The following is a 25,317-nucleotide window of genomic DNA, read 5'->3' as shown; positions in this document are numbered from 1 at the left end:
GGGCCGCCTTGCGGCGACCCCTCTCGTCTCTCAGAACCGAGTGGCTGGACTTAGAAGTCCATGCCGCCCATGCCGCCGCCCGGCATCGCCGGAGCCGGGGAGTCCTTCTTGGGCGCGTCGGCGACCATCGCCTCGGTCGTCACCAGCAGGCCGGCCACCGAAGCGGCGTCCTGCAGGGCGGTGCGCACGACCTTGGCCGGGTCGACGATGCCGGCCTGGATCATGTCGACGTACTCTTCGGTCTGGGCGTTGAAGCCGTAGGTCTCCGAGTCACCCTTGTCGGTGATCTTGCCGACCACGATCGAGCCCTCGACGCCGGCATTGCTGGCGATCTGGCGGATCGGGGCCTCAAGGGCCTTCAGGACGATCTTGATGCCGGCCTGGACGTCCGGGTTGTCGCTCGTGAGAGCGGCCACGGCCTTCTTGGCGCGCAGGAGCGCGGTGCCGCCGCCGGGAACGATGCCTTCCTCGACCGCCGCGCGGGTGGCGTGGAGGGCGTCGTCGACGCGGTCCTTCTTCTCCTTGACCTCGACCTCGGTCGCGCCGCCGACGCGGATCACCGCGACGCCGCCCGCGAGCTTGGCCAGACGCTCCTGGAGCTTCTCGCGGTCGTAGTCCGAGGTGGTCTCCTCGATCTGCGCCTTGATCTGGGCGACGCGGGCCTCGATGTCCGACTTCTCGCCGGCGCCGTCGATGATCGTGGTGTTCTCCTTCTCGATGCGGACGCGCTTGGCGCGGCCGAGCATCGGGAGGGTCACGTTCTCGAGCTTGATGCCGAGGTCCTCGGCGATCATCTGACCCTGGGTCAGGACCGCGATGTCCTCGAGCATGGCCTTGCGACGGTCACCGAAGCCCGGCGCCTTCACGGCCGCGACCTTCAGGCCGCCGCGCAGCTTGTTGACCACCAGGGTGGCCAGCGCCTCGCCCTCGATGTCCTCGGCGACGATCAGCAGCGGCTTGCCGGTCTGAACGACGGCCTCGAGCACCGGCAGCATCGCCTGGAGCGACGACAGCTTCTTCTCGTGGATGAGGATGTAGGGGTCCTCGAGCTCGGCGATCATCTTCTCCGCATTCGTGATGAAGTACGGGGAGAGGTAGCCGCGGTCGAACTGCATGCCCTCGACGACGTCGAGCTCGGTCTCGGCGGTCTTCGCCTCCTCGACCGTGATGACGCCCTCGTTGCCGACCTTCTGCATGGCATGGGCGATCATCTCGCCGATGTCCTTGTCGCCGTTGGCCGAGATCGTGCCGACCTGGGCGATCTCCTCCGAAGCCGACACCTTCTTGGCGCGGCTCTGGATGTCCTTCACGGCGGCCTGGGTGGCGAGGTCGATGCCGCGCTTCAGGTCCATCGGGTTCATGCCGGCGGCGACGTACTTGGCGCCCTCACGGACGATCGCCTGGGCCAGCACGGTCGCGGTGGTGGTGCCGTCACCCGCGATGTCGTTGGTCTTCGAGGCCACTTCGCGCACCATCTGGGCGCCCATGTTCTCGAACTTGTCGGCGAGCTCGATCTCCTTGGCGACGGTCACGCCGTCCTTGGTGATCCGCGGGGCGCCGAAGCTCTTCTCGATCACGACGTTGCGGCCCTTCGGGCCGAGCGTGACCTTCACCGCATCCGCCAGGATGTCGACGCCGCGCAGCATCTTCTCGCGGGCGTCGGAGGCGAAACGAACGTCTTTCGCTGCCATGGTGATTCCTCACTTTAGATCGGTGTTGCAGGGGAAAGCCGTCCGGCGTCAGCTCCCGGGAGGGGCGCCGCCGTCGGGCTTCAGGGCTTCTTCAGGGAGCGGCGATTACGCCAGCACGCCCATGATGTCGGACTCCTTCATGATGAGGAGGTCCTTGCCGTCGATCTTGACCTCGGTGCCGGACCACTTGCCGAACAGGACGCGGTCGCCGGCCTTGACGTCGAGGGGGTTGAGCTTGCCGGACTCGTCGCGGGCGCCGGGGCCGACGGCGACGATCTCGCCCTCTTGCGGCTTCTCCTTGGCGGAATCGGGGATGATGATGCCGCCCTTGGTCTTCTCCTCGCTCTCGATGCGACGGACGACGACACGGTCGTGCAGCGGACGGAATTGCATGTGCTGCCCTCTTGCTTCGCAGAACGCATTGCGGTTGGTGCTGGCGCCGAAGCCGCCTGCCAACCCGGGCATTAGCACTCCCATGAGGTGAGTGCTAAGGCTGGCGTGGAGATAATCGGGGCGCGGACCCGAGTCAAGGCGCTGGCCTGTGGCTTGCGGGAAACATTCCAGGGCGCGAGGGGGCCCCGAGGTCATGATCACGCTGCACGGCGCCGAGGGTGTCGTCGCCGAGGGGCAGGCCTGCGCGGCGCCCCCGGCCCACGGGACCTGGCTCGACCTCGAGGACCCGAGCGAGGCGGAGACGGCCCTCGCGCAATCCGTGACCGGCCTCGCGGTGCCGTCGCGGGCGGCGCTCAGCGAGGTGCAGAATTCCCGCCGGCTCAACCGGCGCCGGGACGCATTCTATCTCAGCACCCCGATGGTCGCCTTTCGCGACGACGACCTGAGCTTGCGCCCGCTCGGCTTCGTGCTCACGCCCGAGCGGCTCCTGACCATCCGGTTCCAGCCGCTCGCCGCCTTCGACACCGTCAAGGCGCGCCAGGCCGAGCGCGACGGGCCGGCCTCCAGCGTCGAGACATTCCTCGCCCTGATCGAGGAACTGATCGACCGCATGGCCGACACGCTGGAGACCACGAGCGACGAGCTCGATTCGCTCTCGACCCGCGTCTTCACCTTCGACGTCAGCGCCAACGGCAACGCCAACGCCCGACGCGACGCGGCTTCGCCCCCGCCCTTCGCGCCGAAGCGCCGCGACCTCGCCCTGCGACGGTTGCTGCGCGCCATCGGCCGGCGCGGCAAGGCGCTGGCGAAGCTGCGCTCCTCGCTGCTCGGCCTCGGCCGCATCGTCCCCTACGTCGCCGGCGAGGCCGAGAGCTGGCTCAAAGCCGAGGAGAGGGCCCGCTTCGAGAGCCTGCGCCTCGACATCGCCTCCCTCGACGAGTTCGAGACCCGGCTGTCCGAGACCGTGCAGTTCCTCCTCGACGCCACCCTCGGCCTCATCAACATGGAGCAGAACAACACCTTCCGGGTGCTGACCGTGGTCTCGGTGATCGGCATCCCGCCGACCCTGATGGCCTCGGTCTACGGCATGAACTTCAAGCACATGCCGGAGCTCGACTGGGCCTGGGGGTACCCGTACGGACTGGCGGTGATCGCCCTGAGTGCGCTGGCGCCGGCGGTGTATTTCAAGATGAAGGGGTGGTTCTGAGAGTCTGTTCGATCGATCTGTAAAGATGTTAAACCCACCGTGTCATTCCGGGCTCCGCTCATGCGGCGCCGGGATGACGCGGAGCTCATGAACCCCGTCGGCCGGATCGATCACGGAGTCCCGACCTGCCTCACCGCCGCGCCGCCAGCGCCGACCCGACGAGGATCAACCCCGCTCCCGCCAGCGTCGCCATCCCCGGCACCTCTCCGAAAGCGAAGTAGCCGAGGCCGATTGCCCAGAGGAGCGCGGTGTATTCCATCGCGGCGAGCCGCGACGCCTCGGCCTTCGCGTAGGCGCGGCTGAGCACCAGGTGACCGGCGACCCCGAGCACGCCGACCAGGACGAGGAGCGCCCAGTCCGGGGCCGCGACCGGGGTCCAGGTGAAGGCCGCGGGGGCGGCCAGCATCGCGGCCGGTCCCGCATTCTGGATCGCCACGATCGTCACCACGGGGTCGTGCCGGGCTCGGGCGCGCAGCAGCACCATCGAGAGCGCGTAGGTGAGGGCCGAGGCGAGGATCGCCGCGATGCCCCAGGCCGAGCCGGCGCCCCGCACCGGATCGTCCGCCCCGATCCCGCCGGAACCCACTTGGCCCGCAACCACGATCCCGACGCCGACGAAGCCGACGACGAGCCCGGCCCAGACCGGCGGCCGCACCCGCTCGCGCAGGAGGAGCGCGGCGAACAGCGCGATGAAGATCGGGCTCAGGAAGGAGAGCGCCAGCGCCTCGGCGAGCGGCAGCACCGACAGGCCGTGGAAGAAGCAGAGCGCGGTCACCACCACCAGCACCGCCCTGAGGCCGTTCGTGCGCCAGGTCTCGGCCGACGGCCAGCCGGGGCGCAGCACCGCGAGGACGGCCGCCATCACCAGGGTGCCGACAATGTAGCGCGCGAAGGCGATGCCGGTGACGCCGTAGCGGTCGGACAGGCCCTTGATGGTGGCGTCCATCAGCGACAGGAGCCCAATGCCGAGGGCGGCGAGCAGGATGGCCGAGGCAGGGGAGGTGGGGCGGGCGTGCATGCGCAAGGCGGATGGCCCGCCGGCGGCCGCCGCGCAAGGGGGGATGCGAGCGGCGATGCACCCTGCCGCTTAGGCGTTTCCTTAAGGGGTCGGACCCATCCTGGCCCCCGATCCGCGCGAGGCGGCCAGGGACGCGGTCATCCCAGGGAAGCGGTCATGAAGGTCATCCTCGTCGCCGACCACGCCTACATCAACGGCGGCCAGGCCAAGGTCTCGCTCGAGAGCGCGATCGGGCTCGCCCGCCGCGGGCACGAGGTCGTGCTGTTCGCCGCCGTCGGCCCGGCCGATCCGCGCCTGGAGGCGGCGGGCGTGCGGGTCGTGCTCCTCGGCCAGACCGACGTGACCAAGGCCCGGTCCCTCGCCGCGTTCGGTGTGCAATGGCTGTGGAACGCCCCCGCCGCCGCGCAGCTCGGCGCCCTCATCGCCGGGTCCGACCCGCGCGACACGGTGGTGCATGTCCATGCCTGGGCCAAGGCCCTGTCGCCCTCGATCGGCCCGGTGCTGCGGGGGAGCGCTGCGCCGGTGGTCTACACCGCGCACGAATACTACCTCGCTTGCCCGAATGGCGGTTTCTACGATTATCCCGTCGCCGCGACCTGCCACCGGGTCCCGAACGGACCGGCCTGCCTGACCCACAACTGCGATTCGCGCACCTATCCGCGCAAGCTGATGCGGGTCGCCCGCCACGCCCTGATGCGCCGCACCGGCCTCGTCGAGGGCATCGACGCGATGATCACCATCAGCCGGCTGCAGCGCGATGCCCTTGCCCCCTACCTGCCGGCGGACCTGCGCTACTTCGACGTGCCGAACCCGGTCGATGCCGAACCCCTCGGCCACAGGACCGGGGCGCCCGGCGACTTCGTCTTCGTCGGCCGCCTCTCGCCAGAGAAGGGGCCCGGACTCTTCGGGGAGGCCGCGCGCCTCGCCGGGGCGCGGGCGGTCTTCGCCGGCGACGGGCCGATGCGGGCGGAGCTGGAAGCACGCTTCCCCGAGGCGTCGTTCCTCGGCTGGCAGAGCCCGGGCGAGGTGAAGGCGGTATTGCGGGCGGCCCGCGCCCTGGTCTTCCCATCGGTCTGGTACGAGGGCCAGCCCCTCACGGTGCTCGAAGCGTTAGGCCTCGGCACGCCCGTCCTCGTCAGCGACGTCTGCGCCGGCCGCGAGGCGGTGCGCCACGGCGAGAGCGGCCTGTGGTTCCGCTCCAACGATCCCCGCTCGCTCGCCGACGCCATGGCGCATCTTGCCAACGACGCGACCGCCCTGCGGATGGGGCGGGCGGCCTACGACCTGTTCTGGGCCGACCCGCCGACCATGGACCGGCACCTCGACGGGCTGGAGCGGGTGTACCGGGAGGTGGCCGGGCAGGGGGACCAAGCCCGGCCGCTGGCGCGGGCGGTGTGATAAGGCTGGCGCCGCCGCTTCGCCACGAGGCGTGAACCACCCCGGACACGCCGCGTCCGGCCTTTCGACGAGCATCCACACCAATGGCGATCATCGCGGCCTTCGTGGTCAATGCGGCCCTCAACCTCGCCCTCGGCCTGCTGGTCGCGCAGATCCTGGGGCCGGCGGATTTCGGCCGCTTCGCCCTCGGCACGGCCGGTGCCGTGGTGCTCAACATCCTGCTGTTCGAGTGGCTGCGGCTCTCGGCGACCCGGTTCTATTCCGCCCGGGTGCGGGAGGCGGAGCCGTGGATCCGCGCCATGCTCGATCGCGCCTATGCGGCGACGGCCATCGGCCTGGCCGGGGCGGCGCTCCTGGCGCTCGCCGGCACGCCCTTCCTCGGCGGGCCGGCCCTGCTCTCGGCCGCCGCCGCCGGGGCGGCGGTCGGGATCGGACTGTTCGACTACCAGGCGGCGCTGGCGCGCGCCCGCTTCGTCGGCGGGCTCTATCTCCGCCTCGTGCTGGTCAAGAACGGCCTCGCCCTCGTGATGATGGTCGGCACCGCCTGGGCGACGGCCGATGCCGCCGCGGTGATGCTCGCCGGGGGCCTGAGCCAGTTCCTCGCCGCCGCGATCGTGCACCGGGCCCTGGCCGACCCGCCCGCCGCCCACCACGCCGCGCGCCGCCGCGACTCCCTGCGCCTGTTCATGGCCTACGGCCTGCCGGTGGTCGCCGCCAACGTCGTCTACCAACTGATGCCCTTCGCCAACCGCTCGGCCGTCGCGGCGGCTTCGGGCTTCGCCGAGGCCGGCTACTTCTCGCTCGCGGCCGATATCGGCGGGCGGATCTTCAGCACGCTCGGCGCCGCCCTCGACCTGCTGCTGTTCCAGATCGCCGTGCTCGCCGCCGAGACCCACGGCCACGAGGCCGGCGAGGAGCAGGTCGCGCGCAACGGCGCTGTGGTGCTGGCGCTGATCCTGCCGAGCGCCGCCGGGTTCTGGGCCGTCGCCCCTTCCCTCGAGGCGATCGCGGTGCCGGAGGCCTATCGCGGCCATTTCGTGCACTACACGCTGCTGCTGCTCCCGGGGCTCGTCGCCCTGGCGGTGATGAACTTCGCCATCAACCCGATCTTCCAGATCCGCCGCCGCACCCTGCCGCTGATCGCCGCCGGGTTCATCGGGGCGTTCGTCAACCTCGTCGCGGCGCTGGCGCTTGCCGGCCCGTTCGGCCCCTCCGGCATCGCCGCGGCGCAATCCCTCGGCTTCGTCGCCGCCCTGCTGTTCCTCGGCCTGCGCGCGCTCGCCGGGCCGGCGCGCCTGCGGCTGTCCTGGCGTGACCCGATCGCCGTGGTGCTCGCCACCGCGGCGATGAGTGCGGCGATCCTGCCCCTGCGCGGCCTCGCGCCCTGGCTCGCCCTCCCGGCCTGCATCGCGGCGGGCGGGCTCGTCTACGGGGCGCTGGTCTGGCGCTTCGACATCGCGGGATTGCGGAGCGCGGTGACGGCGCGGTTCGGGCGGGGCGTGCCGGCGGCGGAATGATACCATGTCAGGACGATGACTTCCGGAAACGGGATCGCCAGCCCACGCGGCGTCTGAGCGAAGCCGAAATCCGAATGGCGAACGCGATTGCGCAGCGATCGCCGAGCAATCAGTCGGATTTCGTAAGAGCGGAATCGTCCTGAAAGGCGCCTTCTGGATCGGCGTCGCGCTGTCCTTCTCCCCGCAGAGGGGGAGGGGTCTCCCGCGCGCGGCCGTCTCCGCATCACCCGATCGACGCCAGCCCCGCCCGGTAGCCTTCCACCGCCCGTTCCAGCGAGACGTCCGGCAGCGCTCGCTCGGCCGCGCGCCGCAGGGCCGCCCGCCGGTCCGGGTCGTCGAGGAGCGCCAGGGTCGTGCGCGCCCAATCCTCGACTGCGAGGGGGCGCACCACCCCGCAGCCGCGCGCCTCCAGGAGTTCCCGCGCCGCGCCGGAATGGGGCGAGGCCAGGACCGCCGTGCCGCTCTGCAGCGCCTCGTTGACGACGATGCCCCAGACGTCGCCGCGGCTCGGGAAGAGCAGCATCCGGGCCGAGGCGTGGGCCTCGGCCAGGGCCTCCTGGCTCAGGTAGCCGTCGAACCGGGCCGGGATCCCGGCATCGGCGAGCCGGGCCGTCATCTCGGGCCGCAACGGCCCGTCGCCGGCCACCCGCACCCGCAGCGAGCGCCCGGCGGCGGCGCAGGCCCGCATCACGTCGGTGAAGAAACGCGCGCCCTTCACCTCCTCGTTGAGAATGCCGCAGAACAGCGCGTCGTAGGGCCGATCCTGCGGCGCGGGCAGCGCCCCGCGCGGTGTCCAGGCCGGGAAGAGCGGCGCGCGAAAGATGCGGTCCGGCGCCAGCCCGTAGGCGGAGAGCAGCGTCCGGCTGCCCTCGCTGGGCGCGAGGCCGAAGGCGGCGCCCGGGACGATCGTCCGGCGCAAGAGACGGTGCGGGCGCGAGCGCGCCCCGGGATCGGTCTCCGGCACGCCGTCGGTGCGGATCCCGTAGGGGATCCCGAGTGCCCGGGCGGCGAGCGCCGCGATCGCCATGGTGGGCGAGAAGTCGTTGAGGATCACCGCCGCCGGCCGTAACCGCGCGAGACGGGGGACGACGCCCGGATTGACGTAGAGGTTGCGCACCGCGTCGCGGTGCCAGCGCAGGCCCGGCAGCACCGCGAAGCCGTAGCCGTCCGCCGCCGCGAGCTGCCATTGCCGCGCCGGCTCCCGGGCCGCGCAGGCGAGCACCGTCAGCGGCCGGCCGAGGCCGGCGGCCAAGGCCCGGTAGAGCACCTGCGTGTAGGGGGCGAGCGCCCCGGTGACGACGACGACCGGGCGCTCAGCCTCTCGCAAGGCGGGCTCCCATCAGGGCATTGAGCTCGTGCAACGGCCATTCCGGTTCGAGGACGTGGCGCGGCATCGCCGCGAGGTCGGCGGCGCCCGTGGCGACGCCGCGGCGGGTGGTGAAGAAGGTGGCGTAGCCGCCGGCGAGGGCGAGGCCCGGGTCGCGCCCGGGCCGGTAATCGCGCCCCATGACGCCCCAGGGGCAGGCGAAGTGCCGGATCGGCCGCCCGAGCGCGGATTCGAGGGCGGTGCGGGAGGCCGCGATCTCCCGCGCGGCCCCCTCGTCGTCGAGCGTCGCGATGCGGGCATGGCTGAGGCTGTGCGAGCCGACCTCCATGCCGGCTGACAGCCACTCCGCCACCAGGGCGCGGTCCGCGTAAGGGCCGGGCGGGGTCTCGGGTGGCGCGTCGAGCCAGCCGGCGACGAGGAACAGGATCGCCGGCACGCCGGCTTCGCGCAGGACCGGCAGGGCGACCTCGACGGTGTCGGCGTAGCCGTCGTCGAAGGTGACGAGGAAGTGGCGCTGCGCACAGGCCGCCCGATCGCGCAGCAGGCCCACCGCCTCGTCGGCGCCGACGAAGCGGCCGTGCTGCCTGAGGAACGCGACCTGGGCCGCGAAGCCGCCCCGATGGCGTTCGGGAACGTGGTGGTAGCACAGGGAATAGAGGCCCGGCGGCGCATGGGCGAGGCGGCGCACCCGCGCGAGCGCCCGCAGCACCAGCGCCCGAACCACGGGATGGTCGCGGGCCAGGGTCTTGAAGGGGTGCAGCATCCCGTCCGCCGTCGCGCAAGAGCCAGGCCTCGACGGTGAGACCGGTTCACCGCGGGAGAAAGCCGAGAGAGGAGTACCGGGATCCGAGAAGACTACCGAGATCCCTGTCGATCGCCCCCCGGATCCCCCACCTGTCCTCGCATCATCGCAGCTCCGGCCTAACGGAGACTTAGCGCCTGCCGCGACCGGCGCGTCGCTTGCGAGGCAGGCGCCAGGGCGGCGAGATCCGTCGCATCCTGGCACGGGGATTCATGACCGGACCGAACCACGAGACGGGTTTGCGGGTGGCCTCGATCGGCGATGTGCCGGAATGGGATGCGGCCGTGTGGGCGCAGGCGCGGGGCAACATCTTCTGCGCCGCCGGCTGGGGCACCTACAAGGCGCGCCGCGGCGCTGCGATCGCCCGGCTCGGCATCGCCGACGAGGACGGCGACCTCCTCGGCCTGGCGCAGGTGCAGGAGCGCCGCCGCGGCCCGCTGCGGCTGGTCTACGTCCAGGGCGGGCCGCTCCTCACCGACAAGGGCGAGCAACGCGGTGAGGCGGTGATGCGGGCGCTCCTCGCCCATCTGGCCCTCGGGCCGCTCGACCTCGCGGTGGTGGATTTCGCCCGTGCCGAGAGCCCCGGCGCCGTGCTCGGCCTGCTCGCGACCGGCTTCCGGCCGGTGACGACGGCCGCCCGCCACACCCTGGAGGTGGATCTCACGGCCGGGCTGGACGCGGTACAGGCGGATGCGGATCCGCGCTGGCGCAAGCGGCTGCGCAGGGCCCGGCGCAACCCGGCCCTCGCGGCGCGCTTCCTCGACGATCCGGTCGAGCGCCTTGCCGCCTTCGACGCCTTCGCGAGGATGTACGCGGCGCTCAAGGTCCGGAAAGGCTTCACGAACGATTTCGACGCGACCGCCTACCGCGATCTCGCGGCCTCCGATCCGCGCCACGTCATCCTGGAGATCAGGGACGGCGACGAGCCGTGCCTGGTCAGCATCGCGCATGTGAGCCGCGACCGCTTCACCGCGTTCTTCACGGCCGCCACCGAGCGGGCCGGCCTGAACGGCGCGGCCTACCTCGCGGTCTGGTGCTGCCTGCGCCGCGCCGCCGAGGCGGGCTACCGGGTCTTCGATGTCGGCGGCATCGATCCGGCGGCCAACCGGGGCGTCTACGACTTCAAGCGCAGGTTCGCCCGCCAGGTGGTCGCCTGCGGCCCGCTTTGGATCTACGGCCGCAGCCGCCTCGTCGTGGCGGCGGCCGGGGGAGTGCTCGCATGGTGATGCGGCCCGCCTCCCTTCTCGCGCGCCTGCGCGGCCCGGCCCTGCTCTCGCTCCTCGACCAGGGGGCGGTGAGCGGCTTCGGCTTCATCGCCGGCATCGCGGCGGCCCGCCTCGTCGACATGGAGGATTTCGGGCGCTACGCCCTCGTGCTCATCTTCGGAAGCGTGGCGCAGGCGTTCCACAACGCCCTGGTCACCGCACCGCTGATGACGCTTGCCGGCGCGACGCGCAACCCGCGCCGCTACGCCGCCGCCGTCCTGGCCGGGGCCCTGGTCCTCGCGGCCCTCCTCGCCCTCGGCGTCGCCGGCGCCCTGGCGCTCTACTTCGTCGTCCGGGGCGAGGCGGTCCCCCTCGACCTCGTCACCGCCGCCGGCGCGCTGACCGTGGCGCAGAACCTCCAGCTCACGGCCCGCCGGCTGCTCTTCGCCACCGAGGCCGGCCCCCGGGCGCTGGCGATGGACCTGGCCCGGGCGGCCTCCTTCCCGGTCGCCGTCGCGGGGTTGTGGGCCGTGGGGATTCCCCTCGACGCGGCCCGGCTCGTCGGCCTTCTCGCCCTCTCGGCGCTTCTGACGACGCTGCCCGTCATCGTCGGGCGGGCGATCGAGCCCGGGCGCCGGAACCTCGCCGCCGCGGTCCGGCGGCACTGGCAGATGTCGTGCTGGCTGCTGCCGGTCGTCCTCGTCACCTTCGGGCAGGAGCAGCTGGTCTGGATTCTCGCCGGCGGTACGCTCGGCGACGAGGCCCTCGGCGGCCTGCGGGCGGCCCAGTACCTCGTCGGCATCGTCCTCCTGATGCTCACCGCGACCGAGAACGTGGTGCCGACGGGGGCGGGACGCGCCTACGACACCGGCGGCGAGCCGGCGCTCAGGGCCTATCTCCTCGGCGTCGCCGGCCGGCTCGGGGTCCCGGTCGGCTTCCTCCTCGCCGTGGTGGCGATCCCGGCCGACTTGTGGCTGCGCCTCGTCTTCGGCGCGCCGTACATCCCCTATGCGCCCTGCCTGCGCTGGCTGGCGCTGGGCGTCGTCTTCATCTTCCTGCGGGACATGGTCGGGCAGATCTTCCGGGCCCGGCGCCGCACCGACGTCATCTTCCGCGCCTTCCTGGTCAGCCTTCCGGTGTCGCTCGTGCTGATCCGCCCGCTGCTCGATCATTACGGGGTCGTCGGCGCGGCGGCGGCGGTGGCGATCGGGCACGGCGCCTCCCTGGTCGCCCTGCTGGCGGCGCTCACCCGGAGCAAGGCTCCCGCCTCGAAGGCTTCCTTGCCGAATCCCACCGGACCGGGCACGCCCGAAGAAAGGCCGGATCGATGCTGAACGCCCTGATCGCCGTCGGGGTCGCGACCTGGTTCACGGTCGCCTACCCGGTCCTGCGCCGGCGCCTGGAGGCCCGGATTCCGTCGGGCGGTGCGCCGGTCTTCTGGCCGCTCGCCCTTACGGCGGTGTTCGCCTTCATGCCGCTGGTCTTCACGGTGCCGCGCGAGGACGGCAACGCCGTGCTGGATCAGGGGCTGACGGCCTCGAACGTCGTCACCATCGTGCTCACCGGCCTCACCGCCCTCTACCTCGTCGTGAAGGTCGCGGCCGACCGGCGCATCCTGCTGCTTCCCTTCGCGATGCCCTACCTGCCGTTCACCCTGATGATCGGCATGGACGGCCTGAGCGCCGCCTGGTCGATCGTGCCGGCCTACACGCTCTACCGCACGGCGGAACTCGCGGTCTTCACCCTCTCCTCCATCCTGATCTTCGACCGGCCTGACATCCGGCACCGGCTGGCCGACCTGCTGGCGATCGTCACGCTTGCGTGGCTCGTCGCGGTGACGCCGGAGATCCTCCAGAGCCTGGCCTCGGGCATCGTGTTCTCCTCGGCCAAGAACAACATGATGCCGCTGGTCTGCGCGCTCCTCGGCTTCGCGGCATGGTTCGGCCCGCCCAACCGGCGGCGCGGCCGCTACCTGATCCTGGCGGCGGCCGGCTTCGTCATCGCGGGCTCCGCCGCCTCGACGGGGGCGCTGATCGGGATCGGGCCGGCGCTGATGATCGCCTCGCGCCGCCCGGGCCTGCGCTTGGCCGGAATCGTGCTGGCGCTGGCCTCGATCGTGTTGTTCCTGTTCCTGATGGTCGGCCTGTCGAGCTTCCCGGCCCTGCTCGACGCCCTCTCGGTCATTCTCCAGAAGCCCCGGGTGGAACTGGCCAACGCCACCGGCCGCGGGCAGTTCTGGCCGACCTTCATCGCGGCGACGCAGGACCGCCTGCTCGGCTCCGGCTTCTCGGCCGCCGATCGATTCGTGCAGCTCCTGATTCCGACCACCGCACTCGCCGACGAGCTCGGCCGCGACGCGGTGTTCATCACGAGTTCGCACAACATGTTCCTGAGCGCCTGGGCCGGCACCGGGATCATCGGCCTGTCCTTCGCCGTCCTGGCCCTGATCGAGCCGATCCGCTTCGCCGCCCGCGCCGACCGCGGCACCCGCCGCATCGTCGCCTGCCTGATCCTGATGCTGGCCCTCAACGGGATGACGACGCCCGGCCTGTTCCAGGACTGGAACGTCAACGTGCTGGCCTACGTGGCGGTGCTCGCCACGGCGCGGGCGGCGCGGCGCGAGGCCGAGGCGACGGCGCGGTTCGCCGCGCCCGCCGACGAATCCCCGCCGCCCCGGCGCGGGACGCGGCCCGCCTGGCCCGCGGCTTGAAGACCTCGCGTCAGAGGGAACATCGTCCGCTCCGGTCGTCCCGGAACGGGCCATCTCCGACCCGTAACGAGAGCCTTCGGGAGGCCTTGGACCCATCATGACCATGGTCGAGAATGTCCGGAACGGCCTGCTGATCGGCGCGGGCCCGCGCGGGGAGGAGGGGAGGGAGCCCTGGTTCCTCGACCCGCGCGAAATCCTGCGCTCGGTGCGCCTGCGCTGGCTCACGGTGCTGCTGCCGGTGCTGCTGTTCCTCGCCGCCGCCGCCGCCTGGACGCAGGTGAACCCGCCGCAATACACCGCCTCGACCCAGATCCTGATTGATCCGCGCGGGCTCCAGGTGGTCAAGGACGGGCTGACGCCGCCCGACCAGGCGAGCGACGCGAGCCTGCTCCTCGTCGACAGCCAGCTCCGGGTTCTGACCTCCGACGACGTGCTCGGCCGCGTCGTCGACCGGTTCGACCTGGCGAGCGACCCCGAGTTCCAGGGCCGCAAGACCCTGGCCGCCGAGGTCAGGGCGCTGGTCGCGCGGCTCACCGGCCGCACCGAGCCGCCGGCCGATCCGCGCCTGACCGCGCTCCGCGCCCTGCGCGACCGGGTCGGGGCGCGGCGCCTGGAGCGCAGCTTCGTGCTCGAGCTCGGCGTCACCTCCGAGGACCGCGAGAAGGCCGCCCGTCTCGCCCGCGGCGTCGCCGAGACCTATCTGGCCCGCGACGCCGCCACCCGCTCCGACACCACCCGCCGGGCCGGCGAAGCGATCGAGAGCCGGCTCGCCGAGCTGCGCGGCGACCTGCGCCGGGCCGAGGACAAGGCGCAGGCCTTCCGGGCCAGGCACAACCTCGTGGGCACCCGCGCGCAGCTGGTGAGCGAGCAGCAGCTGACGCAGCTGAGCGAGCAGCTCGGCGCCGCCCGGGCCAAGGCGCTCGAGGCCGGTGCCCGGATGCGCCAGATCGAGGGCGTGCTCGCCGGCGGCCCGTCCGATTCGGTCAACGAGATCGTCCAGAACCCGACCATCGCGGCCCTGCGCGGGCAATTGGCCGGGGTCGAGCGCCTGCGCGCCGATGCCGAGGAGACCCTGGGGCGGCGCCACCCGACCTACCAGGCCGCCCTCGTGCAGGAGAAGGCCCTGCGCGGCACGATCCAGGCCGAGATCCGCCGCATCGCGGCGGCGAGCCGCAACGACTACCAGGCGGCGCTCGCCAGCGCCCGGACCCTCGCCGACACCCTGGAGCGGCGCAAGGCCGACGCCCTGAAGGTCGGCGACGACTTCGTGCAGCTGCGCGAGCTGGAGCGCCAGGTCGAGGCGAACCGCGCGGTCTACGAGGCCTTCCTGGTCCGCGCCCGGGAGCTGCAGGAGCAGCAGCGCCTCGACACCTCGGCCTCGCGGATCATCTCGCCGGCCTCGCCGCCGGAGAGGCACGTCGGGCCGCCGACCGCCGTGCTCTTCGCCGCCGCCCTGGTGGCCGGGCTCGGCGTCGGCCTCGTCGGCAGCCTCGCCCTCGAGCTGCTGGCCGGCCGCGTCCGCTCGCGGCGGCGTCTCGAAGGCCATCTCGGCCGCAGCGGCCTCGACGCCGTGCCGCGGGCGCCCCGCGCGATGGTCGGCGCGGCGTCCCTACGCGGGACCTTCGGCACCGTCCGGGGCGACGGAGCCTACGAGGTCGCGGTCGCGCGCCTGCGCCACCGCCTGACGGCGGCTTATCCCGGCCAGAAGCCCCTCGTCGTCCTCGTCACCGCGGCCGACGACCGTGCCGGCAAGTCGGCCCTCGCCCGGGCGCTGGCCCTCTCGGCCACGGCCGACCGCGAGCGGGTGATCCTGGTCGATGCCGACCCGAAGGGCCTCCTGACCCGCGACCTCGGCGCGGCCGCGCCCCGGGACCTCGCCGCGTCCCTGCGCGAGCGTGCCCCCCTCACGGAGGCCCTCATCACCCTGCCGTCGGGCCTGCGCGTCCTGCCCCGCCCGGCCGAGCTGCCGCGCGACCTCGTCGGGACGTTGGCCGACGCGCTCCTGCGCAGCGACGCCGACCTCGTCGTCGTCGATCTCGGCCTCGTCGGCGGCGACGTGGTGACCGAGCGCCTGATCGCCGACGAGCGCATCCCGGCGCTCCTCCTCTCCGCGAGCGCCCGCCGCAGCCGCCTCGCGGCAGTGGACCGGGCGCTCAAGGCGATCGGCGCGGGCCGCCGGGCGCGGATCGTCGTGACGGATGCGGGGGTAAAGGAGTAGGACGACGACGACGGACGGCTCGGCGCAGCCGTCGCGCTGCGCGATTTCCGATACTCCTCCTTCTGGTCGTTCCGGGTTCCGCTGCGCGGACCCGGGACGACGTGGTGAACCGGCGATGCGGGCAGCAGATCGGGAGACTTCTTCGGGAGAACGGGCTCGGGAGGACGCCTCCCGGCGGACATGGCTGTTCGTCGCCGCCGCGGCGGTCCTGGCCTCTTCGCCCGCCCACGCCGCCCCGACCGAAATCCCGGTTGCGGCCGAGGGTACGCACCTGAGCCCCGGCGCCGTCGCCGGTCTGCGCGACGCCCTCGCCGAGGCGCGCCGGATCCGCGCCCGCGACCCGCACGCGCCGATCGTCATCGCCCTCGGCTCCGGCACGCACCGCCTGGCCGAGGCCGTGCGCCTCGGGGCGAAGGACGGCGGCAGCGCCGAGGCCCCGCTGGTGATCCGCGGACCCGCCGACGGGTCGGCCCGGCTCGTCGGCAGCCAGCGCCTCGTCCCCGTTCCCGTCCCGCCCGCCCTGGCCGCCCGCCTGCCGGCGGCGGCGCGGGGCCAGGTCCGCGCCTACCGGCTGCCATCCTCCGTGCGGTCGGCGCGGATCCAGGCACCGATCGTCCTCAACGGCCCGCCGGCGCCTCCCGCCTTCGAGGTCTATGACGGCGAGGGCCCGATGCATCCGGCGCGCTGGCCGTCCGAGGGCTTCGCCAAGGCCGAGGCCGGGGAGGGACCGAGCTTCACCCTGGCCGGCGCCCCCGCCTCCGCCCGCGACGAGCCCGACCTGTGGGCCGAGGGCACCTGGCGCTGGGGCTGGCTGTTCGAGGCGATGCCGGTCGTCCGCACCGCCGCCCGGGGGCCCGACACCCGCCTCACCCTCGACCGCCCGCCCTTCGACGGCTTCCGCGCCGGCGCCCCCGTCCGCCTCGTCCACCTGCTCGCCGGCCTCGACCGGCCCGGCGCCTGGTGGCGCGACGCGCGGAGCGGCACCCTGCTCGCCTGGCCGCGGGGCGGCGACGAGGTCGAGGTCTCGGTCGCCGATACGCTGCTCGCGGCCGACGGCGCGTCCCACCTGCGGATCGAACGCCTGCGCCTCGCCATGGCCCGCGGCGATCTCGTGAGCGTGCGCGGCGGGCGCGACGTGGTGATCGCGGAGAGCGTGCTCGGCCCGTCCGGCGGCCGCGGCGCGGTGTTCGACGGCGCTCGCGACAGCGGCGTCATCCGCAGCGACATCGCCGGCACCGGCGCCGAGGGGGTGGTGCTCGCGGGCGGCGACCGGCGCACGCTCACCCCCGGCGGCCTGTTCCTGCGCGACAGCCGGCTGACCGGCTATGCCCGCCGGGAACGGACGCAGCACCCGGCCGTCGCCCTGGCCGGGGTCGGCGGCGAGGTCGCGGGAAACTACATCCACGATACGCCGGCCTACGCGGTCCATCTCCGCGGCAACGACCACAAGGTGACCGGCAACGAGGTCGCCCGACTCCTTCAGGGCGCCACCGATGCCGGCGCGATCTATTCCGGCCGCGACTGGACCGCGCGGGGCACCCTGATCGCCGGGAACTTCCTGCACGACATCCGGGCCGACGCCGATCACGAGATCAAGGGCGTCTATCTCGACGACATGGCGAGCGGCTTCACCGTCTCCGGCAACCTGTTCCTGCGGGTCGACCAGCCGGTCTTCCTCGGCGGCGGGCGCGACAACCGGGTCGAGGGCAACGTCTTCGTGGCCTCCAGCCCGGCCATCCACGTCGATTCCCGCGGCCAGACCTGGGCCCGCGACGCGATCGAGGACCCGGAATCGGAGCTGCGCGGCGCCTACGCGTCGATGCCGGTGGAGTCCGCGCCCTGGCGGGCGCGCTACCCCCGGCTTCCGGGCCTGCTCTACGACCGCCCGGCCGTGGCGACCCGCAACGTCCTCTCCGACAACCTCGTGGTGCTGGCCGAGCCGTTCCGCTTCACCGACGGCGGGAGCGAGGCGGAGCAGACGCTCGCCCGCAACCGCGGCCCGGTGAATCCCTCGAAGACCCTGCCGGAGCTCGCCAGGAACTCCGACAGGCCGGAGGACTTCGCCGCTCTCGCCGAGGGGGCCGGGCTCAGGCTGCCGACGATCCCGTCCGACCGGATGCGCCGCTCCCTGCGGGCCGGGGCGCCTTTCGGGCGTTGAGGGCATCGCGGGCGGCGATCAGCAGGAAGCGCGGGATCGTGTCGAGGTAGCGCCGCCACAGCCGCCGCGGCTCGCGGGCCAGCCGGTAGGCCCATTCGAGCCCGGCGACCTGGAGCATCTTCGGCGCCCGCGGGATCCGGCCGGTCGCGACGTCGAAGGCTGCGCCGACCCCCATGGCGATCGTCCCCGGCAGGTGCGGGGCATGCGCCGCCATGAACAATTCCTGCTTCGGGGTGCCGAGGCCGATCCAGACGATCTGCGCCCCCGAGGCGCGGATGCGCTCGCGCATCGCCGCGGTCTCGGCGGCGTCGAGGGGACGGAAGGGCGGCGTCTCGACGCCCGCGACCTGCAGGTTCGGCACCCGGGCGCGCATCGTCGTGGCGAGGAGGTCCGCGACGCCGTCCGCGCCGCCGAGGAAGTAGTGGCGCCAGCCCTCGGCCGCCCCGGCCCGGCAGACCGCCTCGACCGATTCGATGCCCGGCACCTGCTGCATGCCGGTGAGGCCGCGCCAGCGGCCGATCCAGCTGAGCGGCCGCCCGTCGGCGCAGACGAGGAGCGCGTCGTGGTGGGCAGCGCGCAAGCTCGCATCCTTCTGCGCCCGCACCACCCCGTGGGCATCGCGAAAGACCACGAAGGTCCCGGGCTGCGCCGGCCCGGCGGCGAGCCGGCGGTCGACCGCCGCGATCAGCCCGGCCATGTCGGTGGCCGAGACCGGGATGCCGCCGATCTCGAAGGAGGGGACGAGGGGATCGTGGGCCATGGTCAGGTTCCTGTCGGTGCGAGGGACGGCCCGGCCGCCCGGGCGGCGACGGCGTCGCGGTAGATCTCGATGAGGGCGCGCGTGGTGACGTCCTCGCGCCACTCGCGCTCGTAGACGGCGCGGGCCCCCCGCCCCATGGCGGCGGAGGCCGCGGGATCGCCGGCGATGCGGGCGAGCGCGGTGCCGAGGTCGGTCGCATCGCCCGGCCCGGCGAGGAAGCCGGTCTCGCCGTCGGCGACGAGGCTCGCGAGCGCCCCGATCCGCGAGGCGACGACCGGGGTGCCGGCGGCGTAGGCCTCCGCCACCACCATCGGCAGGCCCTCGTACCAGAGCGAGGGCACCACCACGGCGGCGGCCCGCGCCATCGCGTCCTGGACCGCGTCGGGGGCGCAGGCGCCCCGCAGGTCGAGGCTCGGGTGGCCGGCGAGCGCGCCTGCGAGCGGGCCCTCGCCGATCACCGTGACCCGCGTCCCGGCTCGGGACGCGGCCTCCGCGAGGACGAGCACGCCCTTCTCGGGGCTGAGGCGGCCGACATAGAGCAGGCCGCCGCGCGGGCCGGCCGAAGGCGGTCCCGGATCGGGCAGGCCGTTCGGGCGGATGCGGATCCTGCCCTCGGGGAAGCCCGCCGCGATGAAGCGCTCGCGGGCGAACGGCGTCAGGGCGACGAAGCGGTCGACGTCCCGCCGCCAGGTCCCGGCCCGGCGGTGACGGTCGACCATCCGGGCGACGGCCAGCGAGCCGATCCGCGAGCCGCGGTAGCAGGCGAAGCGCACCGCCTGGTAGGGCGAGCCGGTGACGCAGGCCTCGCAGGGGGCACCGTCCCGCATCAGGAAGGCGCCGGGGCAGATCAGGCGATAATTGTGCAGCGTCTGCACCGTGGCGTAGCCGGCCGCCCGCGCCGCCGCGTGGATGCCCGGCGAGAGCAGCGGGAAGAAGTTGTGGACGTGGACCACGTCCGGCCCGAAGCGCCGGGCCGCCGCCATCACCCGGGCGATGCCGTCCGGCGCATGCGTCGCCGCGAAGGCCGCCCGCAGGCGCGCGAGGCCGGAATCGATCGCGCCGTTGTCGAGGAACACCGCCTCGACGGCGCAGCCCGCCCGCTCCAGGGCGGCGAGGTCGCGGGCCACCGCCGCATCTTCCCCGCCGCGGACCTGGTAGCGGTTATGGGCGACGAGGACGCGCAGGGGAGGGGCGCCGGCGATCACCGGCGGCGCCCGCGGGCGGGCATGCGCTCCCGGCCGATGATCCATGCCGTCCCGCCTCTCATCCTGCCTGCGCTCCCTCACGACCGGCCGGAACCGGTCGTTCACGGCCGAAGTCCAGTGCCCGCCTCGCCCCGCCGGAGCAACCCCGTTCCGAGACCTCGCGGCCTCCGCGGGCCATCGCCGCCCTGGACAATCAGGACAAGGCGCGACGAGCTTGCGTGGAGCTAACGTGTGATGGGAGGATCTTCATTCGCGGAGGACTACTGATCCCGACGGTCCGGCTCGGTTCGACATCGTTCGTCACGCCGGATCATGTCGGGAAGACGATTGTTCTGCACCTGACGCAGAACCGAACAGCGATCGGGATTCTGTAGCGATCGCAGCGGCCTACCCGTCGCCGGGAGCGGTCCCGGCGGCGCACGGACCCGCCTGACCGATCCTTGTCGCCGGGGCCGCCGGGTGTGACGCGATGTCCAGGGACCGTGTCACACGAGATCCTATCGATGGCGTCCGGCGATCCTGTCGGGTCGCTTCCGCAATGCGGGTTTCGGCTTCGCTCGGCCGTGCGGGCAAAGCTCCCCCCGTTGCGGCCCCCCGATACGCGTTTCCGGACGGCGGATCAGCGGCCCTGCGCCAGGATCGCCTCGACGACCTCCTGTACCTCCAGCGCCTCCGCCAGGGTGGCGAGGTGGTGGGGTTCGCCCTTCGTCATCCGCACGACGCCGTCGAGCTGGCGGCGCAGGGCGATCGGGCGGGCGCGTTCGTTCGGCATGGCGTCGGGGGCGGGGGCGAAGGTGCCGTCGGGCGAGCGGCGCTCGGCGATGGCCCAGTCGCGCAGGCGGACGGTGCCGGCCTCGCCCTCGAGCGTCCAGGTATTGTGGTCGTCGAGCGCCGTCTCGCCGACCCGGCCGCGCAGCACGACCGGTACTGTGCCGGCCTGGAACGTGGCGTCGACCGCACGCTCGGACCGGTCCGCCTCCGGGAAGTCGGCCCGCGCCGCGAGGGCGTGCAGCGGCCCGAGCAGACGGCGGCTGAGGAACAGGAAGTGGGACACCACCTCGCGGGTGAAGCCCCCCTCCCGGCGCCCGTCGAGCCAGCCGGCGGCGTCTTCCTGCCATCCCCGCGGCCAGCGCGCGAAGGCGACCTCGATGGTAAGGCGGCGCGGCGTGCCGACGGCGCCCCCGGCAATCCATTGCGACAGCGTCGCGACGCCGAGCGAGGAGGCGAACGGGAAGTTCACCGCCCCGCGATCCCCCGCGCCGGCCACGAAGTCCCGCGCCTCGGCGAGGTCGACGGCGAGCGGCTTCTCGCAGAACACGCTGCGGCCCGCCGCGAGCGCCGCCCGGGCGTAGCCCAGATGCGAGGCCGGCGGGGAGGCGATGTAGACGCAGTCGCTCGCCGCCACGACGGCGTCGGCATCGGCCACCAGCGGCACCGACGGGAAGCTCGTGGCGATGCGCGCCCGCGCCGCCGGGCTCGGATCCCACAGGGCGGCGATCCGGACGGGGGCACCGTCCTCGGCGAGGACGGCATTCAACATGCGCTCGCCCATGATGCCGGCGCCGATGAGGCCGAGGGCGAGGGGGGCGGTGGGGTTGCGCATCGGGGAGTTCCTGGAGATCGGTCGCGCTCTCTCTAAGGCCGAACAGACGGGAGGGGAACGCGGATCGGCGCAGGGCTCGGCGACCGTGCCTCGACGGGATTCCGGACGCGACGGCCACCGGCCGCGCGGCCGGCACGCCGCTCGCACCGTCTTCCCGTGAACGGGGCACGATGTCCCAAATCGGGAGAAATGGTCACATGTGGCACAGCGCGGTCGGCTTCGTTGCGGTCGCGGTTTCGGCCGCGCTGATCGTCCGGCATTTCGGGGCGCCCCGCGTCGTGCCGGTCGCCTTCGTGATTGCCGGCCTCGGGGCCTCGCTCGCGATCCTGCTGCTGGCCGACGTCAACACGGTCGATCCGGGGGTGAGCCGCGCCCCGGCCTTCACCGCGCAGACCGCACCGGTCCCCAGCCGCGACGCGCGCGACCCGGGCGTGTGGCGCTGAGCCGGCTCAGACCCGCGGGATCAGCCGCCACCCCGGCGACCGTCAGCCCGCAGCCGAGGATGCGCCCGAACCCGGCCGGATGCTGCGCGGAGCCGGCCCAGCCGCCATGGTCGAGCAGCCCCGAGATGACGAGGCCGACGGTGAGCCCGGTGAACACGGCTGCATAGGCCTTAGTCCCTGGAGGGCGCCAACGTCCCGGCCGTGCGCGACGGCACCGTGGCGCCCCTCGGACTGCGACCCCTTGCCTCATTTCCACGACCGCCACGCCCGATCGGCCGCTGGATCGTCGGCGATACCCCCGCCGGCCCGTGCGGGCGCCGAACTCATGACACCCGACCCGCCCGCCGCGTGCCGCAGGTCATGAGCGATGAGCGCAGCGCAGGGTCATCGCCCCCTCTCAACGCAACGGTTGTAGCGGTTCTGAGTTCCGCAGCGCATGCGATAGTATTCCCAACTCTCGCCAAGCCGGAAGAAACCTTTCGTCAACCCGAAATTCCTAGCTCTATCCGACAGAGAGTGTCTCCGTTCCAGGGCGATGGGTCCTTCGATGATCAAGCTCAGCATCGGGCGCAAACTGGCGTTGTCGTCGGCCGTCACCGCGTTGTTCGCCGGCGGCGCCATGGTGAACCAATGGTCCAGCAACACCGAGATCCGCGCGGCGAACGAGGCCGTGTCGCGAGAGGAGACCATCCTGCGCGGGATCTCGCAGGCCCAGCTCGCGGTCAGCCGGATCCAGCTCAGCCAGAAGACCGTCGAGCTGGCGCGTGACGCCGCATCCGCCGACGCCGCCGTGGCGACCGCCCTCGACCAGGCCAAGGCCGCCGCCGCGGGTCTCGCCCGCCCGATCGCCATCGCCCTCAAGCCCGACGTCCTGCGCGACAGCGAGCGCAACGTGCGCAACCTCGCCGCGGCGGTGAGCCGTTACGCGCAGATCGGCCGCGCCGACCTCCACGGCCGACCGATCGATGCCGCAGCGGCGGCGGCGGCCCGCGGGGCGATCGACACCCTCACGGCGCAGGCCGACAGGACGATCGGCGAATCGGTCGCGAACGCGAACCGCTTCACGGAGGCGGCGATGAGCGACGCCGCCGCCCGGATCGAGTCGGCGGCGAAGCTCGGGCTGCTGGCCGGCGCGGCGATGCTGCTGAGCCTGCTCGGCGCCGCGGTGGCCCTGATGCTCAACATCCAGCGGCCGATCACCCGGCTCGTCGCCGTGCTGGAGCGGATGGCCGCCGGCGAGATCGATGCCGAGATCGCCGAGAGCCGGCGCGGCGACGAGATCGGAGCGCTCGGCCGCGCCGTCGAGAGCATCAAGGCGATGGTGGCGCGCAAGGCCGCCGAGGAGGCCGAGCGGCGCCAGATCGCCGATTCGGCCGCCTCCGCCGCGCGCCGCCACGCGATGATGGAGCTCGCCGACGGCTTCGAGACGTCGGTCGGCGGCATCGTCGGATCGGTCTCGGCCTCGGCCACCGACCTCCAGGTCACCGCCCAGTCGATGACCGCGACGGCGACCGACACCGCCGCGCGATCGACGAGCGTCGCCGCCGCGGCTGAGGAGGCGGCGGCGAATGTCGGCACGGTGGCGGTGGCGGCCGAGGAGCTCGGCGCCTCGATCACCGAGATCGCCCGCCAGGTGTCCGGTTCGGCCGGCCTCGCCCAGCGGGCGGTGGTGGAGGCGAACCAGACCACGCACTACGTCCAGGCCCTCGACCGGACCTCGGCGAAGATCGGCGACATGGTCGGACTGATCTCGTCGATCGCCGGGCAGACCAATCTGCTCGCCCTCAATGCCACGATCGAGGCGGCCCGGGCCGGGGAGGCGGGACGCGGCTTCGCGGTGGTCGCCGCCGAGGTGAAGGAACTGGCGAACCAGACCGCCCGCGCGACCGAGGAGATCGCCCGCCAGATCGGCGAGGTGCAGGGCGTGACCAGCCAGACGGTGACGGCGATCGGTACGATCACCGGCTTGATTCGCGAGATCGACGCGGTGGCGACCTCGATCGCCTCGGCGGTCGAGCAGCAGGGCGCCGCCACCCAGGAGATCGTCCGCAACGTCTCGCAGGCCTCGATCGGGACGAGCGCCGTCACCGGCACCATCGCCGGCGTGGCCCAGGCCTCCGAAACGACCGGGGAGGCCGCCGCCCACGTGCTCGCCTCGGCCTCCGCGCTGTCGCGTCAGTCGGGGCACCTCGCGGCGGAGGTGCACCGCTTCCTGGCTACCGTCCGGGCAGCCTGACCGGGCCGGATTCCGGGGAACCGGGATTTCGGGCAGGGATGTGGGGGCCTTGGATTTCAGGATTCGGGCTCGCCGCCCTCGGGCGGCGGGACATCCGACGGCGGCGTCGGGTCCGGGGACGCGGGCGGGTCTGCGGAGGGCGGGGCCGGCGGGACGTGGTCCTTGCGCCATTGGGCGAAGAGGCTGCGTAACACCGCGACGGTGTCGCGCACCGCCTTCGCCTCGTCGTCGACCGAGACGCCCTCGGAGACCGAGTTGCGCGTCGTCAGCACGGCGCGCTCCTCGATCTCGGTCAGGCGCTCCAGGAAATCCGGGCGCGAGGCCAGCAGGTCGAGGGCGTCACCCATGGCGGTGGCGAGCGTGGTGGCGAGGAGCCCCGCGGTCGCGACGTCGCCGACCGAGGCCTCGTAGGGCTCGGGCGTCTCGTCGTCCTCCTCGTCCTCGTCGGCCGCCGCCTGCAGGCCCTCGACCAGGGCCTCGACGATCTCGACCGCGGTATCCTCCGGTACGGCGAGCCGCACCGCGACCTCGACGTCGTCGCCGCTGAAGCCGGCGGTGCCGAGGGTGACCTGAAGGATGCCCGGCCGGCGCAGGCTGAGGGCCATCAGGGTGTTGGCGTAGATGGTGGGCGCGTCCGACATGACCTCGACCTCTCGCGGACCGGCGCGGGAATCAAGATTCCGCGCGCCGGTCCGGCCTGTAGCGCATTTCCGGCGCCCCTCGCGACCGCCCGGGTGCGTTCACGCGCTGGCGAGACGGGCGACCTTGTTGTCGGGCAACTCGATGTCGACGCCGAGGGTCGAGACGGCGTCGCCCCGCTCCATCGTCACCTTCACCTTCTCCTGGTCGATCGCCACGTGCTTGGCGATGACCGCCAGGATCTCCTCGCGCAGGACCGCCACCAGGTCCGAGCGCCCGAAGGCGGTGCGCTCGTGCGCCAGCAGGATCTGCAGGCGCTCGCGCGCCACCGGCGCCGTCCCGCGCCGCGACAGGAAGTTCAGCAGGTTCATGCCGCCCTCCGGGTGAACAGCTTGCCCAGCAGCGAGCGCTTCTCGCTCGGCACCGTCATCGCCACGGTCTCGCCCTTGAGGCGGCGCACCGCATCGGCATAGGCCCGGGCCGGCGCACTCTGCGGCGCGTTCAGCGTCACCGGGCTGCCGAGGTTCGAGGCCTTCAGCACCTCCTCGCTCTCCGGGATCACGCCGAGCAGGGGGATCGACAGGATCTCCAGCACGTCGTCGATCTTCAGCATCTCGCCGCGCTCGGCCCGGCCGGGGTCGTAGCGGGTGAGGATCAGGTGCTTGTCGAGCCGCTCGCCCTTCTCGGCGCGCTCGGTCTTGGAATCGAGCAGCCCGATGATCCGGTCCGAGTCGCGCACCGAGGAGACTTCGGGGTTGGTCACCACCACGGCGATGTCGGCGTGGCG

At 73.0% G+C, this 25,317-nt stretch carries 20 protein-coding genes and 1 pseudogene; 10 read left to right on the top strand and 11 right to left on the bottom strand.

The window, feature by feature from the left end; all coding sequences use genetic code 11:
• Positions 1-50 precede the first annotated feature (50 nt).
• Together groL and groES are read right to left on the bottom strand one after the other, a co-directional pair.
• On the bottom strand, positions 51-1,691 hold the full coding sequence (groL, locus tag G4G93_RS32575) for a chaperonin GroEL (protein WP_165091389.1): 1,641 nt from the start codon (positions 1,689-1,691) through the stop codon (positions 51-53).
• Positions 1,692-1,796: 105 nt separating this feature from the next.
• The gene (groES, locus tag G4G93_RS32570; RefSeq protein ID WP_060850025.1) at positions 1,797-2,084 is read right to left on the bottom strand and encodes a co-chaperone GroES; all 288 of its coding nucleotides are present in this window, start codon (positions 2,082-2,084) and stop codon (positions 1,797-1,799) included.
• 193 nt (positions 2,085-2,277) lie between these two features.
• Between groES and G4G93_RS32565 the strand changes: the two genes are divergently transcribed.
• Positions 2,278-3,291 carry a magnesium transporter CorA family protein gene (locus G4G93_RS32565; RefSeq protein WP_165091387.1) on the top strand — a complete coding sequence of 338 codons (1,014 nt, stop codon included), beginning with the start codon at positions 2,278-2,280 and terminating at the stop codon, positions 3,289-3,291.
• A 130-nt stretch (positions 3,292-3,421) separates the two neighbouring features.
• On the opposite strand, the gene G4G93_RS32560 is transcribed toward G4G93_RS32565, so the two are convergent.
• Complete coding sequence (locus tag G4G93_RS32560; protein WP_165091386.1) at positions 3,422-4,309, bottom strand: DMT family transporter; 888 nt, start codon at positions 4,307-4,309, stop codon at positions 3,422-3,424.
• A gap of 156 nt (positions 4,310-4,465) precedes the next feature.
• Here G4G93_RS32560 and G4G93_RS32555 point away from each other — a divergent pair, with 156 nt between their 5' ends.
• Complete coding sequence (locus tag G4G93_RS32555; RefSeq protein WP_165091384.1) at positions 4,466-5,707, top strand: glycosyltransferase family 4 protein; 1,242 nt, start codon at positions 4,466-4,468, stop codon at positions 5,705-5,707.
• A gap of 83 nt (positions 5,708-5,790) precedes the next feature.
• On the top strand, positions 5,791-7,224 hold the full coding sequence (locus G4G93_RS32550; RefSeq protein ID WP_165091382.1) for a polysaccharide biosynthesis C-terminal domain-containing protein: 1,434 nt from the start codon (positions 5,791-5,793) through the stop codon (positions 7,222-7,224).
• 223 nt (positions 7,225-7,447) lie between these two features.
• Here the strand turns inward: G4G93_RS32550 and G4G93_RS32545 are convergent, their stop codons facing one another.
• Together G4G93_RS32545 and G4G93_RS32540 are read right to left on the bottom strand one after the other, a co-directional pair.
• On the bottom strand, positions 7,448-8,551 hold the full coding sequence (locus tag G4G93_RS32545; protein WP_165091380.1) for a glycosyltransferase family 4 protein: 1,104 nt from the start codon (positions 8,549-8,551) through the stop codon (positions 7,448-7,450).
• Entirely contained in the window at positions 8,538-9,314 is a 777-nt protein-coding gene (locus G4G93_RS32540; RefSeq protein ID WP_165091378.1) for a polysaccharide deacetylase family protein, read from the bottom strand. The genes G4G93_RS32545 and G4G93_RS32540 overlap by 14 nt, the downstream gene beginning before the upstream one ends.
• Before the next feature lie 251 nt (positions 9,315-9,565).
• Here G4G93_RS32540 and G4G93_RS32535 point away from each other — a divergent pair, with 251 nt between their 5' ends.
• The 5 genes from G4G93_RS32535 to G4G93_RS32515 all read left to right on the top strand — a co-directional run bounded on the left by G4G93_RS32535 (position 9,566) and on the right by G4G93_RS32515 (position 17,644).
• Positions 9,566-10,579: a GNAT family N-acetyltransferase gene (locus tag G4G93_RS32535; RefSeq protein ID WP_165091377.1), complete on the top strand. Its 1,014-nt coding sequence runs from the start codon at positions 9,566-9,568 to the stop codon at positions 10,577-10,579.
• On the top strand, positions 10,573-11,892 hold the full coding sequence (locus G4G93_RS32530) for a lipopolysaccharide biosynthesis protein (RefSeq protein WP_165091375.1): 1,320 nt from the start codon (positions 10,573-10,575) through the stop codon (positions 11,890-11,892). Before G4G93_RS32535 ends, G4G93_RS32530 begins: the two co-directional genes overlap by 7 nt.
• Positions 11,886-13,268: an O-antigen ligase gene (locus G4G93_RS32525; RefSeq protein WP_165091373.1), complete on the top strand. Its 1,383-nt coding sequence runs from the start codon at positions 11,886-11,888 to the stop codon at positions 13,266-13,268. Before G4G93_RS32530 ends, G4G93_RS32525 begins: the two co-directional genes overlap by 7 nt.
• 97 nt (positions 13,269-13,365) lie before the next feature.
• On the top strand, positions 13,366-15,486 hold the full coding sequence (locus tag G4G93_RS32520; protein ID WP_165091371.1) for a GumC family protein: 2,121 nt from the start codon (positions 13,366-13,368) through the stop codon (positions 15,484-15,486).
• Between the two features lie 115 nt (positions 15,487-15,601).
• Complete coding sequence (locus tag G4G93_RS32515; protein ID WP_165091369.1) at positions 15,602-17,644, top strand: right-handed parallel beta-helix repeat-containing protein; 2,043 nt, start codon at positions 15,602-15,604, stop codon at positions 17,642-17,644.
• Here the strand turns inward: G4G93_RS32515 and G4G93_RS32510 are convergent.
• The 3 genes from G4G93_RS32510 to G4G93_RS32500 all read right to left on the bottom strand — a co-directional run bounded on the left by G4G93_RS32510 (position 17,574) and on the right by G4G93_RS32500 (position 21,212).
• Positions 17,574-18,404 carry a WecB/TagA/CpsF family glycosyltransferase gene (locus G4G93_RS32510; protein ID WP_165091368.1) on the bottom strand — a complete coding sequence of 277 codons (831 nt, stop codon included), beginning with the start codon at positions 18,402-18,404 and terminating at the stop codon, positions 17,574-17,576. The two genes, G4G93_RS32515 and G4G93_RS32510, sit on opposite strands and share 71 nt — an antisense overlap.
• 2 nt (positions 18,405-18,406) lie before the next feature.
• Positions 18,407-19,654, bottom strand: a complete 1,248-nt coding sequence (locus tag G4G93_RS32505; RefSeq protein WP_246737165.1) for a glycosyltransferase — start codon at positions 19,652-19,654, stop codon at positions 18,407-18,409.
• 574 nt (positions 19,655-20,228) lie between these two features.
• Complete coding sequence (locus G4G93_RS32500) at positions 20,229-21,212, bottom strand: Gfo/Idh/MocA family protein (RefSeq protein WP_165091366.1); 984 nt, start codon at positions 21,210-21,212, stop codon at positions 20,229-20,231.
• A 197-nt stretch (positions 21,213-21,409) separates the two neighbouring features.
• Here G4G93_RS32500 and G4G93_RS32495 point away from each other — a divergent pair, with 197 nt between their 5' ends.
• Together G4G93_RS32495 and G4G93_RS32490 are read left to right on the top strand one after the other, a co-directional pair.
• Positions 21,410-21,655 (top strand): hypothetical protein, encoded by a 246-nt coding sequence (locus G4G93_RS32495; RefSeq protein WP_165091365.1) that lies wholly within the window; start codon positions 21,410-21,412, stop codon positions 21,653-21,655.
• A 547-nt stretch (positions 21,656-22,202) separates the two neighbouring features.
• A complete protein-coding gene (locus G4G93_RS32490; RefSeq protein WP_165091363.1) occupies positions 22,203-23,891 on the top strand; it encodes a methyl-accepting chemotaxis protein in 1,689 nt (562 codons plus the stop codon).
• Between the two features lie 56 nt (positions 23,892-23,947).
• Here the strand turns inward: G4G93_RS32490 and G4G93_RS32485 are convergent, their stop codons facing one another.
• The 3 genes and pseudogenes from G4G93_RS32485 to G4G93_RS32475 form a co-directional block, all read right to left on the bottom strand.
• Entirely contained in the window at positions 23,948-24,532 is a 585-nt protein-coding gene (locus G4G93_RS32485; protein ID WP_165091362.1) for a hypothetical protein, read from the bottom strand.
• Positions 24,533-24,631: 99 nt separating this feature from the next.
• Positions 24,632-24,901, bottom strand: a complete 270-nt coding sequence (gene minE / locus G4G93_RS32480; RefSeq protein ID WP_165091360.1) for a cell division topological specificity factor MinE — start codon at positions 24,899-24,901, stop codon at positions 24,632-24,634.
• Positions 24,898-25,317, bottom strand: a pseudogene (locus G4G93_RS32475) (septum site-determining protein MinD); the annotation flags it as partial. The gene minE and the pseudogene G4G93_RS32475, both read right to left, overlap by 4 nt.

The sequence above is a fragment of the Methylobacterium sp. DB0501 genome (genome assembly GCF_011043735.1).
GTDB lineage: Bacteria > Pseudomonadota > Alphaproteobacteria > Rhizobiales > Beijerinckiaceae > Methylobacterium > Methylobacterium alsaeris.
This window is presented reverse-complemented; position numbering and strand designations above follow the sequence as displayed.

Coding starts and splice junctions, on each gene's coding strand:
- groL (WP_165091389.1), bottom strand. CDS start 1,691: ATGGCAGCGAAAGACGTTCGTTTCGCCTCCGACGCCCGCGAGAAGATG.
- groES (WP_060850025.1), bottom strand. CDS start 2,084: ATGCAATTCCGTCCGCTGCACGACCGTGTCGTCGTCCGTCGCATCGAG.
- G4G93_RS32565 (WP_165091387.1), top strand. CDS start 2,278: ATGATCACGCTGCACGGCGCCGAGGGTGTCGTCGCCGAGGGGCAGGCC.
- G4G93_RS32560 (WP_165091386.1), bottom strand. CDS start 4,309: ATGCACGCCCGCCCCACCTCCCCTGCCTCGGCCATCCTGCTCGCCGCC.
- G4G93_RS32555 (WP_165091384.1), top strand. CDS start 4,466: ATGAAGGTCATCCTCGTCGCCGACCACGCCTACATCAACGGCGGCCAG.
- G4G93_RS32550 (WP_165091382.1), top strand. CDS start 5,791: ATGGCGATCATCGCGGCCTTCGTGGTCAATGCGGCCCTCAACCTCGCC.
- G4G93_RS32540 (WP_165091378.1), bottom strand. CDS start 9,314: ATGCTGCACCCCTTCAAGACCCTGGCCCGCGACCATCCCGTGGTTCGG.
- G4G93_RS32535 (WP_165091377.1), top strand. CDS start 9,566: ATGACCGGACCGAACCACGAGACGGGTTTGCGGGTGGCCTCGATCGGC.
- G4G93_RS32530 (WP_165091375.1), top strand. CDS start 10,573: ATGGTGATGCGGCCCGCCTCCCTTCTCGCGCGCCTGCGCGGCCCGGCC.
- G4G93_RS32525 (WP_165091373.1), top strand. CDS start 11,886: ATGCTGAACGCCCTGATCGCCGTCGGGGTCGCGACCTGGTTCACGGTC.
- G4G93_RS32520 (WP_165091371.1), top strand. CDS start 13,366: ATGACCATGGTCGAGAATGTCCGGAACGGCCTGCTGATCGGCGCGGGC.
- G4G93_RS32515 (WP_165091369.1), top strand. CDS start 15,602: ATGCGGGCAGCAGATCGGGAGACTTCTTCGGGAGAACGGGCTCGGGAG.
- G4G93_RS32510 (WP_165091368.1), bottom strand. CDS start 18,404: ATGGCCCACGATCCCCTCGTCCCCTCCTTCGAGATCGGCGGCATCCCG.
- G4G93_RS32505 (WP_246737165.1), bottom strand. CDS start 19,654: ATGGATCATCGGCCGGGAGCGCATGCCCGCCCGCGGGCGCCGCCGGTG.
- G4G93_RS32500 (WP_165091366.1), bottom strand. CDS start 21,212: ATGCGCAACCCCACCGCCCCCCTCGCCCTCGGCCTCATCGGCGCCGGC.
- G4G93_RS32495 (WP_165091365.1), top strand. CDS start 21,410: ATGTGGCACAGCGCGGTCGGCTTCGTTGCGGTCGCGGTTTCGGCCGCG.
- G4G93_RS32490 (WP_165091363.1), top strand. CDS start 22,203: ATGATCAAGCTCAGCATCGGGCGCAAACTGGCGTTGTCGTCGGCCGTC.
- G4G93_RS32485 (WP_165091362.1), bottom strand. CDS start 24,532: ATGTCGGACGCGCCCACCATCTACGCCAACACCCTGATGGCCCTCAGC.
- minE (WP_165091360.1), bottom strand. CDS start 24,901: ATGAACCTGCTGAACTTCCTGTCGCGGCGCGGGACGGCGCCGGTGGCG.